The organism is Rhodococcus sp. NPDC057529, assembly GCF_042802055.1.
Taxonomy (GTDB): domain Bacteria; phylum Actinomycetota; class Actinomycetes; order Mycobacteriales; family Mycobacteriaceae; genus Rhodococcus_F.
Genome location: NZ_JBHVEY010000025.1, coordinates 96,125 through 108,640, shown reverse-complemented (window position 1 = coordinate 108,640; position 12,516 = coordinate 96,125). Strand labels below are relative to the sequence as shown.

The window sequence follows — 12,516 nt, the reverse complement described above, 5'->3', positions numbered from 1 at the left end:
CGAATCTCGTAGCGTCACTAGCTTGTTCGCCTCACCGTCCCGCTCGATACTGAAGCACGTGACCATGAGTTCGCAACTGCACCTGAATATTTCACTTCTCACGCCCGGGCACTTCCGCGGCTCCTGGCGGGTGGAGGGCAACAACCCCGGCGACTTCGTGGATCCGGCGCACTTCCGTCGTCTCATCCGGATCGCCGAGCGCGGACACCTCGACGCCGTTTTCGTCGGTGACAGTCCCGCGTTGTCCTCGGACATTCACCACGCCCCCGGCCTCGGTCTCGATCCTGTGGTCATGCTGGCCGATGCGGCCGCCGGAACCGAACACATCGGGGTGATCGCGACGGGGTCGTCCACCTATAACGACCCCTACAACCTGGCCCGGCGATACCTGTCTCTCGACCATCTCACGGGCGGTCGGGCCGGGTGGAACGTCGTCACCACCCAGCATCCGGCGGCGTCCGCCAATTTCGGGTTCTCGGAGCCCCCCGACAAGGACGAAAGATATCGCAGAGCAGACGAATTCGTCGAAGTCGTGGCCAAGCTCTGGGACGGGTGGGAGGCCGGCGCGATCATCGGGGACACCGAGAGGGGGCGGTTCGCCGACCCGGACCGGATCACTCCTCCCGACCATCGTGGTCCGATCCTGACGGTCGCGGGCCCGTTGCCGCTGCCGCGCTCACCCCAGGGCAGGCCGCTGATCGTGCAGGCAGGCGCGTCGGAAGGCGGCCTCGCCCTGGCGGGAAAGTACGCGGATCTCGTGTTCTCGGCAGCACAGACCGTCGACGTCGCGAGGAACCTCAGGACCGACATCCGCGGCAGGGCGGCGGCGAACGGGCGCGATCCCGACCGGGTCAAAGTCTCGACCGGTCTCATCACCGTCGTCGGCGGCACCGAGGCCGAGGCCCGGCGACGCGAGGAGGAACTGCGCGAGACCATTCCGCTGGAGCCGGCACTGCGGCAGCTCGCGGCACAACTCGGTCTCGATCCTGGGCGGCTCCGGCTCGACACGGTGATCAGTGCCGACGATCTTACGGATACGGACACGTCGCTGCCCCGGTCGGCCGGTTTCTTCGCGAGCACACGCGCACTGCTCGCCGGCGAACCCCTCACCGCACGGCAGTTGATCCACAAGTTCGCAGGAGGGGCGGGTCACCAACTGGCCGTCGGGACCGGCGAACAGATCGCGGACCGGATCGAAGCATGGTTCCGCAGCGGTGCCACCGACGGCTTCACGATCATGCCGGGGGAGGTGGGTACCGGCATCGAGGCCTTCGTCGAACAGGTGGTGCCGCATCTGGTGAGCCGCGGACTCTTCCGCCCCGAGTACACCCACCGCACTCTGCGCGGCAATCTCGGCCTCGAGGTGACCGAGACTGTCGTCCGCACCAGGAAGGAAAGCTTCACATGACTGTCGGAGTGACCGAACCGCGCACCACCGTGCGAGGACTCGACGAGAGCCGATTCCGTGAGGTTCTCGAGTTCATCGCCTCCCGTGCCGAATACCACGACCTCACCGGGGAGTTCCCGTTCGACGCATTCGATGCGCTGCGCCGGATCGGGGCGCAGTCGCTGACGGTGCCCGAGCAATTCGGTGGGGGCGGAGCCGGAATCGGCGAGGCCGTGGAGGTGATCGAGCGCGTGGGGGCGGCGGACCCGTCGGTGGGATTGATCCTGCAGTGGAATTACACCAACCACCTCACGCTCCAACGACCCGACAACCCGTGGCCGGACGACCTGAAGGACGCCGTGTTCCGCACGGCGGTCACCGAGGGCGCCCTCATCAACGGTCTCGCGGTGGAACGCGAACTCGGCAGCCTGTCCCGCGGAGGCGTCCCCGCCACCACGGCCACCCGCCTGCCCGACGGCGGCTGGCGGATCGACGGCGAGAAGGCCTACGGAACGGGCATCTCGGGGCTGCACTGGTTCACCGTCACAGCCACCACCGCGGAACCCCAGCCGAAGGTGGCCACGTTCCTGTTCGACCGCCAGGCCACGGGCTGGCGGGTAAAGCAGACGTGGGATCACCTCGGGCTGCGCGCGTCGGACACGCAGACCGTGATCTTCGACAATGCCCGGATTCCGCACTCCCGGTTGGTGGATCTGCGCGACCCGAACGACGGCACCGGCGAGGTCCGCAGTGCAGGCAGGCAGGCGCTGCCCCTGCTCCTGGCCGCCAACTACAACGGGGTGTCGATCGCGACGAGGGACTGGCTGGTCCGGTACCTCCACACCCGAGTGCCCACCGCGCTGGGCGCGCCGCTGGCCACGGTGCCGCGCTTCCACGACCGCGTGGGGGAGATCGAAGCGCAACTGCAGACCAGCCGTGCACTGCTGCGGCACGCGGCGGCGGTAGTGGAGACCAACGGCGCCCTGCCCGCGTTGGCGAAGCACGTGGCGACGACGACGGCGATCCGGATCACCGAGTCAGCGCTCGACCTCACCGGGAACCCGGGACTGTCGCGCAGCAACCCACTCGAACGACACCACCGCAACGCCATGGTGGGCCGGATTCATTTCCCGCAGAGCGACTTCGTCCTCGCCAACCTCGGCAAGTCCGCCATCGCAGCAGGTGCGCCGGCCGAGGAGGAGCAATGAGCAGGCAGGTCCACCTCAACGTCAACATTCTCAACGCCGGCGTCTTCGGTGGGTCCTGGAGGTTTCCCGGAACCGATCCGCTCGCCTCCTTCGGGCTCGACCACTACATCGACATCGCCCGGAAAGCCGAGGCAGCCAGGCTCGACGCGATCTTCCTCGCCGACGGCCCCGCGATCCGGGAAGATCTGCGCTACAGGCCGTTCAACAGCCTGGAACCGTCCGTGGTGCTGGCCGCGGTCGCCGCTGCGACGGAGACGATCGGTCTGATCGGCACCCTGTCCTCGACCTACAACGACCCATACGACGTCGCACGGCGTTTCGCCACTCTCGACCAGCTCAGCGGCGGCCGGTCGGGGTGGAACGTGGTGACCACGGCGGGGAAGGAATCTGCGCGCAACTTCGGCTTCGACGACGAACCCGACCATGCCGGCCGCTATACCCGGGCCGCCGAGTTCGTCGAGGTGGTGCGCAAACTCTGGAACAGCTGGGAGCCCGACGCCCTGGTGGGCGACAAGCCGACATGGCGATTCGCCGACCCCGGCAAGATCCACCGCGCCGACCACCACGGCGCCCACTTCGACGTCGCGGGACCGCTGAATGTTCCGCGCTCACCACAAGGGGAGCCGGTGGTGGTGCAGGCGGGTGCATCGACGGACGGGCGGGCACTCGCCGCCCAGGTCGGTGAGGTGATTTTCACGGCCGCGCAGACGGAACAGGAAGCCGCCGAGTACTACCGAGATGTCAAGGCCCGCGCCGTGGGTTACGGGCGCAGGGCCGAAGACGTCGTGGTCCTGCCGGGCCTGTCGACCGTGATCGGCAGCACCGAGGCAGAGGCACAGCGACGCCGCGACCTACTCGCCGAACTCGTGCCGCCCGAGTACGCGCTCACCCGCCTGGCCGGTCAGCTCGGGGTCCCCGAGGACGCGCTGGTCATCGACGGGCCTCTGCCCTGGCACCTGCTGACGGACGCGGACGAGGCAGGCGGCTCGCAGACGTTCTACAAGATCGCCGTCGGACTGGCGCAGCGCGAGAATCTGACAGTCCGCCAACTACTGCGCCGACTCGGCGGCGGCGCCGGGCACCGCATCGTCACCGGCACCCCGGAGCAGATCGCCGACGCGATCCTGGACTGGGTGGACAAAGGCGTCGCCGACGGGTTCAACCTGATGCCCGACGTGCTGCCCAGCGGATTCGACGATTTCGTCGACCATGTCGTCCCGATCCTGCAGCGCCGCGGCCGGTTCCGCACCGAGTACGAGACGACAACGCTGCGCGGGCACCTGGGCCTGAAGATCCCGGCTCACACCGTGCCGACCTCGACGGACCGGGTGGTGGCGTGATGGGCGGAGTCGACGGTCGCTCGCTGCACTTCCTCGTCAACGTCGGAAGCGCCGGATATCACCCGGCCGCCTGGCTGGACCCTGAGCTGGCACCGGAGTCGTTCATCAGTCTCGACCATTACCGCCGGGTGGCCGCCGTGGCGGAGCGCGGACTCCTCGACGGATTGCTGTTCCCGGACATCCCGGTGCAGCAGCCGGGCATCGCCCGCGGTCCCGCGGCCACACTGGACCCGATTCTGCTCACGAGCGCTCTGGCCGTGTCGACCGAACGTGTCGGGCTGATCCCGACCGCCACGTCCACGCTGAATCTGCCGTACAACCTGGCGCGCAGAATTCTCTCGCTCGATCATGTGAGCGGCGGCCGGGCCGGCTGGAACGTGGTCACCACGTTCGAGCCGAACGCGGCCCGCAACTTCGGTATCGACCATCTCCCCGAGCGCGACGAACGCTACCGGCGTGCCGGCGAGTACGTCGAACTGACGAAGAAGTTGTGGGACAGCTGGGAAGACGACGCACTGATCGGCGACCAGGCGTCGGCGCGATTCGCCGACCCCGGCAAGGTGCACGCGGTGGATCATCGCGGTGAGTTCTTCACCGTCGCCGGGCCGCTGAACGTCACCCGTTCCCCACAGGGCCGACCAGTGCTGGTGCAGGCGGGTTCGTCCGCTCAGGGCAAGGCTTTCGCGGCGGCCCATGCGGAGGCGATCTATGCCACCCAGTTCGGGCTGGGGCCGGCGCAGCAGTTCGCCCGGGAGATCCGGTCGGCCGCGGCCGCGGACGGTCGCGACCCCGCCCAGATCCGAATCCTGCCCGGACTCGTCCCCGTCGTCGCCGGCACCACCGCGGAGGCGTCCGGCAAGTTCGACACCCTGCAGTCCCGCTTGCACCCGGACAGCGCCCCGGTGCGGGCCCTCGCCCGGTGGCTGGGCTACCCGGACGAGGACCTCGACCTGGACGCACCGCTCCCCGAGCGACTGTCGACGCTGCCGGAGAACAGGGTAGGACCGCAGGGCTTCTTCGCGTCGCTGACCCGCTACGCCGCCGACACCGGGCACACCGTCCGGCAGCTCCTGTCCGAGTTCCTCGGTGGGCACCGCGTGGTGGTCGGTACCCCGGAGCAGGTGGCCGATCATGTCGAGACGTGGTGGCGGTCGGGCGCCGTCGACGGGTTCACCGTCATCCCGGCCGTTCTGCCCTCGTATCTGGAAGATTTCGTCGACCACGTCGTCCCGATCCTCCAGGCCCGCGGGCTCTTCCGCACCGACTACACCGGCCGCACACTCCGGAGCCACCTCGGTCTCCGCGAACCGATCAACACGTTTTCCCGCAGATGATGGCCCCGACAGAAAGCAGAAACCAGATCATGACGTACCGCCACCTCGGACGGACCGGTGTGCAGGTCAGCGCGCTCACACTCGGCGCGATGAACTTCGGGTCCTGGGCGAACACCGACCACGAGGACGCCGCCCGGATCATCCACCGCGCACTGGACGCCGGAATCAACGTCGTCGACACCGCCGACGTCTACTCGCAGGGCGAGAACGAGGAGATCGTCGGGAAGGCGTTGAAGGGCCGCCGCGACGACGTGGTCCTCGCGAGCAAGTTCCACGGCCAGATCGGGTCCGACCCCACCCATCGTGGCAACTCGCGGCGCTGGATCTTCACGGCGATCGAGGGCAGCCTCCGGCGGTTGCAGACCGATCATCTGGACCTCTACCAGGTCCATCGCCCCGACCCCGACACCGACTTCGACGAGACCCTCGGTGCGTTGAACGACCTCGTGCGGCAGGGCAAGATCCGCTACTTCGGCACCACCACGTTCGAGCCGCACCAATTGGTGGAGGCACAGTGGGCAGCCGACAGGCGCCACCTGCAGCGTCCGGTTACCGAGCAGCCGCCGTACTCCATTCTCGCGCGCGCCGCCGAACGCGCCACGCTGCCGATCGCCGAGAAGTACGGGCTGGGTGTCCTCACCTGGAGTCCGCTCGCCGGGGGCTGGCTGTCGGGCCGGTACCGCGCGGGCGAGACGGATGCCGCGGAGTCGAGTCGGTTGACCCGGCAGCCGCACCGCCACGACCCGGAGTTGCTCGCCAACCAGCGCAAGCGGGCCGCCGCCGAGGAACTGCAGAAGTTGGCCGACGACGCGGGCCTGTCGCTGATCCACCTCTCCCTGGCCTTCGTCCTCCAGCATCCCGCCGTCAGTTCCGTCATCATCGGGCCGCGGACCCTCGAGCACCTCGAGAGTCAGCTGGGCGCCGTCGACGTGAGACTGGGCAGCGACATCCTCGACCGTATCGACGAGATCGTCGCCCCCGGAGTCACGATCAGCCCGGCGGACGAGGGATACCTTCCGCCGTCACTGACCGACGCGGCAACTCGCCGTCGCGTCACCACCACAGCAAAGGACGATCACTGATGGCACTGCAGGACTTCCGCGTCTTCGGACGCACGGGTGTGAAGGTCAGCCCGTTGACGCTGGGCACGATGAACTTCGGGGCCCGCGGCAAGACTACGCACGAGGACGGCATCCGGGTGATCCACCGGGCGCTGGACGCGGGCATCAACGTCGTCGACACGGCAGACACCTATTCGCGCGGGGAATCCGAGGAGATCGTCGGGAAGGCGTTGAAGGGCCGCCGCGACGACGTGTTCCTGGCGAGCAAGTTTCACAACGCCGTCGACGACAATCCACAGCATCGCGGCAATTCGCGTCGATGGATCACCGAGGCCGTGGAGGGCAGTCTTCGGCGCCTCGGCACCGACTACCTGGACCTGTACCAGGTCCACCGGCCCGAGTCGCACACCGAGATCGGCGAAACTGTCGGCGCACTCGACGATCTGGTTCGGGCGGGCAAGATTCGCTACTACGGAACCTCCGTGTTCTCGCCGGCGGAACTCGTCGAGACCCAGTGGGTGGCGGACTCCCGGAACCTGCAGCGGTCGTCGAGCGAGCAGGTTCCGTACTCGCTGCTGATCCGCGGCATCGAACGGGAAACCCTGCCGATCGCCCGCAAGTACGGGCTCGGCGTGATCACCTACGGTCCGCTCGCCGCGGGCTGGCTGAGTGGGAAGTACCGGATCGGTGCCCCACAGCCGGAGTCGTACCGCGCCGAACTGATCAAGGGCCGCTTCGACATCGACGCCCCCGCCAACGCCCGCAAGCTCGCAGCCGCGGACGCACTCGCGGTGCTGGCGGAAGAACTGGGCATCAGCCTGATCCAACTGTCGCTGGCGTTCGTGCTGGCCCACCCCGATGTGACATCCGCGATCGTCGGACCACGCACCATCGAGCACCTCGACAGCTACCTGGATGCGGTCGATGTGCCGCTGTCCGGTGAAGTGCTGGACAGGATCGACGAGATCGTCCCGCCGGGAACGGTGTTCACCGAGCGCGACACCGGAAAGATTCCCGAGGCGCTGGCCCGCCCGGAGCTGCGGCGAAGCTCCGCCGCGTAACACGAGGGCCGGGAGAGGCCCCGCCGACGCGTCTCGAGGAGAGGTCGTCGACGGGGCCATCCACCACGTCCGGTGTTCTTACCCCTCTTCTCGAACACCGCATGTCACCGCAGCCTCTCCCAAGACCGCGGCACACTGAACGTACTTGCTTTCCGGGAGCGGCGCACCAAATCAATTCTTTGCGAATATAATTCGGCTTTCGTGCTCGACGTAGCTCAGCGGCCGAGTCGAGCGAGCCGTTCGCCCGGCGTCGTCGCTCCCCAGACTCCGTGCTGTTGGCCGGTGTCGAGCGCATACGCGAGGCATTCCTCCACCACCGCGCAGCCGCGGCAGAACTCCTTGGCGAGATCCTCCCGCTCGAAGCGCGCGTTCCTGCGTTCGGCGTCCGCCGGGAAGAAGATCTCCGCGTCCTCTTCATGGCAACGCGCGGACAGCCGCCACTGCCACAGCTCCGTGTCGTGACGCTGCAGTGTTGTCACCGGTGTCGACATCTTTTCGACTACCCCCTTCGGTCTCGGTCGTCCCGTAGTACAGCCGATCGGCTGTCGCCGGAGAAGAATTCGAATCTCGAGGATGCGAAGATCCGATCGGCGTGACTCGAATCCTGTTGTTCGGCGATCGTCCTTGCCATGCTGATCGAGTGACACCGGTGCGGCCTCGAAAGGTAGAGCCATGACCATCCTCGATCCACCCACAGTCGATGCTGCGAGCCTCGGCGTCTACGACTCGATCACCGATGCCATCGGCAACACACCCCTCGTTCGGTTGAACCGGGTCACCGAAGGCATCTCCGCGACGGTGTACGCCAAGCTCGAGTTCCTCAATCCCGGCGGAAGCGTGAAGGACCGTGCCGCCCTGGCCATGATTCGCGCGGCGGAGGAATCGGGAGAGCTGCTCCACGGGGGCACCGTCGTGGAAGGCACGTCGGGCAATACCGGGGTCGGTCTGACGTTGGTCGCTGCCGCCCGGGGTTACCGTTCGGTCGTCGTCGTGCCCGACAAGACCAGCGCCGAGAAGATCGGGTTGCTGCGGGCGCACGGGGCGCAGGTGCATGTGACGCCCGGCGGACGGCCCAGTCATCATCCTGAATTCGTCCGCAACGTCGCCACTCGGCTCGCCGCGGAGATCCCCGGCGGCTGGCTCGCCGGCCAGTACGACAACCCGGCCAATCCGGACGCGCACCGCACCACGACCGGACCGGAGATCTGGCGGCAGACCCAGGGCCGGGTCACCCATCTCGTGGCGGGAGTCGGAACCGGTGGGACCATCACGGGGACAGGGGAGTTCCTGGCCGAGGTCTCCGGCGGCGCCGTGCAGACAGTCGGCGCGGACCCCGAAACCTCCGTGTACGGCGGAGGCGACGGCCGGGCCTGGTACATCGAATCCGTCGGCCACTTCCTGCACCCGCAGACCGAGACAGACGAGTGGCCGGACTCCTACCACCCGGACGTCGTCGACCGACTCGAGCGGATCACGGACGTCGAAGCCCTCACGGTGCTGCACCGCCTCGCCCGGGAGGAAGGACTCCTCGTCGGGGGTTCCGCCGGCACCGCGGTCGCCGCCGCCCTGCGGGTCGCGCGGACTCTCGGACCGGACGACGTCGTGGTCGTGATCGTCCCGGACTCGGGCCGGGCGTACCTGTCGAAGTACTTCGACAACGAATGGCTCGGACGGCTCGGCTTCCCGCTCTACCACGCCCCGAGCGGACCCGTCGTGGGTCACACACTGGGTGGCCGGGGAAGCGCACCCCGGACAGTGCCGTCCACCGCGACCGTGGTCGAGGCCCGTGACCTGCTCACGGACACCCCGGCGCTCCCCGTCGTGCTGGCGCGCCCGGGTACCGGTCCGATCGTGGTCGCGGAGATCCTGGGGGCCGTCGGCCCCGAGGCGCTGTCGGACGCTCCGGACGACGACCCGGTCGGCGCGCACGTTGCTCAGCCGCTGCCCGTCGTGGGTGTCACCGAGGAGTTGTCGGTGGCAGCGCGGCGAATCGGTGGACACCGGGGGCCGGTGGTCGTGGCCGAGGCCGGGCGGGTGGTGGCGCTCGCAGACGCCGACGACATCCGCACCGCCGCGGGCGAGCATCGGTAGGCCGATCCTGACCGACCTCGACACAGCACCGGAACGCAACGATGCCGGACCGGCGCTCCGCGACACGGCTGGACGTCGGGAGGTGCTCGTCTGCGCCGCCGCCGGTTTCACCACACTCCTCGACTCCGCTGTGCTGGGCATCGGCCTGCCGGCCATCCGGTCGTCCCTCGATGCGGGGACGGCGGACGTGCAGTGGATCCTGGCGAGCTACTCACTGACCTTCGGTCTCGCCCTCGTCCCGGCGGGGCGGATGGGCGATCTGATCGGCCGCAGGCGGCTGTTCCTCGCCGGGCTGAGCCTGTTCGCCGTCATGGGCCTGGTCGGTGCCCTCGCCGCGGAGCCGTGGACCGTCGTTGCGGCCCGCCTCGGACAGGGCGCCGGGGCGGGAGTCGTCAGTTCCCAGGTCCTCGGCATCATCTCCGACCGCTACTCCGGGCCTCGCCGGGCCGAGGCACTCGCGGCATACGGAACGGCCGGGGGGCTCGCCGGTTTCATCGGTCCGATCGCCGGTGGTGTGCTCCTCGGGGTCGGGGGTCCCGATTGGGGGTGGCGGCTGCTGCTCGTGCTGAACGTGCCGTTCGCGGTCGTCACCGTGACGCTCGGCGCGCTGTTCCTGCGCCGCGACAGCCGCGCCCGGTCGGGGGTGACGGTCGATGTCGTCGGTCTCGGGCTGCTCGCGGCTGCGACGACGCTGCTGCTGTTGCCGATGGTGTCGCGCTTCGGGGCGACGCGAGCGGTGCTGTCGGTGTCGGGTTCGATCCTCGCTCTGGGGTGTTTCCGCTGGTGGGAACGGCGCTACGCGAGTCGCGGCGGCACGCCCGTGCTGCTACCTGCCTTGATGCGGGCACGTGGCTACACCCTGGGTACGGCGGTCGCGCTGTTCTGGTTCGGCGCCCTCCTGGCGATGAACGCCGTGATGAGTCTCTATCTGATCGAGGGACTCGGCATCGCACCGCTGCACGCCGCCCTGGTGATGTCGGGAAGTTCGGTGATGATGGCCGTGACCTCGGCAGTCGGCTGGCGGGTGGTCGCACGGTTCGGTCGCGCCGCGGTGGTGGGTGCCATCGCCGCGGAACTGTTCGTCGTCGCCGGATACGTGCTCGCGGTCACTGTGCTGCCGCGGACGTCGGTGCTCGCGGTGGTCGCCGCACTGGCCGTTCTGTCCGGGGTCGCGAGCGGATTCGTCGACGCCCCCAACCGTGCGATGACGCTCGAGCATGCGCCGGCCGGTGTGAGCGGCGTGGCCGTCGGATTCCTGCAGCTGTCGCAGCGGCTGTCGGCCACCGTCAGCCTCGCCGCGGTGCCCGGCATCTATCTGGGGGTCCTGTCCGCGGACACCGGGAACTACGGCCGCGCAATGGCGGCGGGGCTTGCCGTGTGCGCCGGAATGCTGGTGTTGTCGTTGGCATGTGCCGTCCGGGACGGCCGCAGGAGACGGGAATGACGGTTCCGTGTGATTCAGCCCGCCGCGCAACGACAATGGAGCACAGAATCGTGTCAGCACAATCCGCACACCGGCAGATCCGGCTCGGCCTCCTCACCAACCCGCCCGGCAACGGTTCCCGCGGGCAGATCCGTCCCGGTGATGTTCGGCATCCCGGCCGCGTCCTCGACCATTACACCCATCTCGCCCGGACCGCGCCCTCGCCGCGTGATCCGTCGTACACTCTCGACCACGAAGGAAGTTCGAACATGAGGATCATCACATCCCCTCCTCCGTCCTCGTTGTCCCGCTTGATCACTCGCCCGCTCGAAGCAAGTGGATTCGGGCCGCCGCCGGCCTCCCTGCCGCCGGACGCGATCCGCCTGGTAGGCGGGGTTCCCGCCGACGAGGCGCTCCCGGTGAACGAACTGGCGGCCGCGTTCGCTGTCGCCCTCGCGTCGCCTCCGACAGGCGCACGGGCGCTGCAGTACTCGGTGGCCCCGGGCATCGCGACGCTTCGCGAGTGGATCGCGGGACGGGAGAGCGACGAGTCCGGTGTCGTCGATCCGGACCGGGTGGTCGTCACCAACGGCGCACTGCACGGACTGAGCCTGGTCTTCGCCGCCGTCCTCGACCCCGGCGACCTGGTGGCCGTCGAGAGCCCTACTTTTCCCGTTGCGCTGCGGGTGCTCGACCACTACGGAGCCCAGCTCCTGCCGGTGCCGAACACCGGGGGACGTCTCGACCTCGACGTCTTCGAGAGCCACCTGCAGGCAGGGCGGATCCCGAAGCTGTTCTACGTGATCCCCGACTTCCACAATCCGACCGGCACGACTCTCGCAGCCGACGACCGGTCGCGGCTCGTCGCCCTCGCCGAGCGTTACGGGTTCGTCGTCGTCTCCGACAACCCGTACCGCGAGATCCGGTTTCGGGGCACAGCTGTTCCTGACTTCCCGCTCGACAGCGATCGGGTGGTGCGGGTCAATACGTTCTCCAAGACCCTTGGACCCGGGCTTCGACTGGGCTGGGCGGTCGTCCCGACCTGGCTCCAGGCCGGACTGTTGCGGTTGCGCGCGAACCTCGATCAGCACGCGTCGTTGCTGACCCAATCCGCCGTGGCGCATCTGCTCGGTCGGCCGGGACTGTTCGACGGCATCGTCGCGAACGCCCGCACCCTCTACCGGGAGCGAGCAGATCTGCTGGCCGACGTTCTCACCGCGGAGGCAGGTGATCTGGTGTCGATTCCGCAGGCCGAAGGCGGAATCTTCGCCTGGGCCACGGTGACCGACCCTGATATCGACCTCGCGGACGTCCGCGCCGCCGCGAACGCGCTCGGCGCGGACTTCTCGTCGGGCCGCTACTTCGACCCCGCCGCGAGCGGACTCTACGCACGGAGCCTGCGCCTGGGGTTCACGAACCAGAGTGAACACAACCTCCGTCTCGGGGCACAGCGCATCGCCCGGGCCGTCCGTGAGGTCCACTCCGCGCCGCGTGCCTGATCCACGTCTCTCACGTCGAAAGGAACCGCGATGACCACGGCCGGAGAGTACTTCCATGTGCAGGGGCCGCTCAACGTGCCGCTGGGCCCTCAGTGGTACCCGCTCATCGCTC

The 12,516-nt window shown here is 68.5% G+C and carries 10 protein-coding genes; 9 read left to right on the top strand and 1 reads right to left on the bottom strand.

Translation table 11 applies throughout. From position 1 onward, the window contains the following. Window positions 1-64: 64 nt before the first annotated feature. The 6 genes from ACFU5V_RS35450 to ACFU5V_RS35425 are packed head-to-tail and all read left to right on the top strand — an operon-like array spanning window position 65 to window position 7,391. Window positions 65-1,408 (top strand): NtaA/DmoA family FMN-dependent monooxygenase, encoded by a 1,344-nt coding sequence (locus tag ACFU5V_RS35450; RefSeq protein WP_378705075.1) that lies wholly within the window; start codon window positions 65-67, stop codon window positions 1,406-1,408. Beyond that, entirely contained in the window at window positions 1,405-2,595 is a 1,191-nt protein-coding gene (locus ACFU5V_RS35445) for an acyl-CoA dehydrogenase family protein (RefSeq protein ID WP_378705073.1), read from the top strand. The genes ACFU5V_RS35450 and ACFU5V_RS35445 overlap by 4 nt, the downstream gene beginning before the upstream one ends. Continuing rightward, window positions 2,592-3,935, top strand: a complete 1,344-nt coding sequence (locus ACFU5V_RS35440; RefSeq protein WP_378705070.1) for an LLM class flavin-dependent oxidoreductase — start codon at window positions 2,592-2,594, stop codon at window positions 3,933-3,935. The genes ACFU5V_RS35445 and ACFU5V_RS35440 overlap by 4 nt, the downstream gene beginning before the upstream one ends. Continuing rightward, on the top strand, window positions 3,935-5,269 hold the full coding sequence (locus tag ACFU5V_RS35435) for an NtaA/DmoA family FMN-dependent monooxygenase (RefSeq protein WP_378434236.1): 1,335 nt from the start codon (window positions 3,935-3,937) through the stop codon (window positions 5,267-5,269). Before ACFU5V_RS35440 ends, ACFU5V_RS35435 begins: the two co-directional genes overlap by 1 nt. A gap of 29 nt (window positions 5,270-5,298) precedes the next feature. Further along, on the top strand, window positions 5,299-6,351 hold the full coding sequence (locus tag ACFU5V_RS35430; protein WP_378434238.1) for an aldo/keto reductase: 1,053 nt from the start codon (window positions 5,299-5,301) through the stop codon (window positions 6,349-6,351). Next, the gene (locus tag ACFU5V_RS35425; protein WP_378705066.1) at window positions 6,351-7,391 is read left to right on the top strand and encodes an aldo/keto reductase; all 1,041 of its coding nucleotides are present in this window, start codon (window positions 6,351-6,353) and stop codon (window positions 7,389-7,391) included. The genes ACFU5V_RS35430 and ACFU5V_RS35425 overlap by 1 nt, the downstream gene beginning before the upstream one ends. A 215-nt stretch (window positions 7,392-7,606) precedes the next feature. Here the strand turns inward: ACFU5V_RS35425 and ACFU5V_RS35420 are convergent, their stop codons facing one another. After that, window positions 7,607-7,870 carry a WhiB family transcriptional regulator gene (locus tag ACFU5V_RS35420; protein ID WP_378441665.1) on the bottom strand — a complete coding sequence of 88 codons (264 nt, stop codon included), beginning with the start codon at window positions 7,868-7,870 and terminating at the stop codon, window positions 7,607-7,609. A gap of 193 nt (window positions 7,871-8,063) precedes the next feature. Here ACFU5V_RS35420 and ACFU5V_RS35415 point away from each other — a divergent pair, with 193 nt between their 5' ends. From ACFU5V_RS35415 to ACFU5V_RS35405, 3 genes are all read left to right on the top strand, one after another. After that, window positions 8,064-9,482 carry a PLP-dependent cysteine synthase family protein gene (locus ACFU5V_RS35415; RefSeq protein ID WP_378705064.1) on the top strand — a complete coding sequence of 473 codons (1,419 nt, stop codon included), beginning with the start codon at window positions 8,064-8,066 and terminating at the stop codon, window positions 9,480-9,482. A gap of 82 nt (window positions 9,483-9,564) precedes the next feature. Next, window positions 9,565-10,926 (top strand): MFS transporter, encoded by a 1,362-nt coding sequence (locus ACFU5V_RS35410; protein WP_378705119.1) that lies wholly within the window; start codon window positions 9,565-9,567, stop codon window positions 10,924-10,926. 50 nt (window positions 10,927-10,976) lie between these two features. Then, the gene (locus tag ACFU5V_RS35405) at window positions 10,977-12,404 is read left to right on the top strand and encodes a PLP-dependent aminotransferase family protein (protein WP_378705062.1); all 1,428 of its coding nucleotides are present in this window, start codon (window positions 10,977-10,979) and stop codon (window positions 12,402-12,404) included. Window positions 12,405-12,516 lie beyond the last annotated feature (112 nt).

Excerpts from the sequence above, each read along its gene's own strand:
- ACFU5V_RS35435 (WP_378434236.1), top strand. The coding sequence starts at position 3,935 with ATGGGCGGAGTCGACGGTCGCTCGCTGCACTTCCTCGTCAACGTCGGA.
- ACFU5V_RS35445 (WP_378705073.1), top strand. The coding sequence starts at position 1,405 with ATGACTGTCGGAGTGACCGAACCGCGCACCACCGTGCGAGGACTCGAC.
- ACFU5V_RS35415 (WP_378705064.1), top strand. The coding sequence starts at position 8,064 with ATGACCATCCTCGATCCACCCACAGTCGATGCTGCGAGCCTCGGCGTC.
- ACFU5V_RS35430 (WP_378434238.1), top strand. The coding sequence starts at position 5,299 with ATGACGTACCGCCACCTCGGACGGACCGGTGTGCAGGTCAGCGCGCTC.
- ACFU5V_RS35440 (WP_378705070.1), top strand. The coding sequence starts at position 2,592 with ATGAGCAGGCAGGTCCACCTCAACGTCAACATTCTCAACGCCGGCGTC.
- ACFU5V_RS35450 (WP_378705075.1), top strand. The coding sequence starts at position 65 with ATGAGTTCGCAACTGCACCTGAATATTTCACTTCTCACGCCCGGGCAC.
- ACFU5V_RS35425 (WP_378705066.1), top strand. The coding sequence starts at position 6,351 with ATGGCACTGCAGGACTTCCGCGTCTTCGGACGCACGGGTGTGAAGGTC.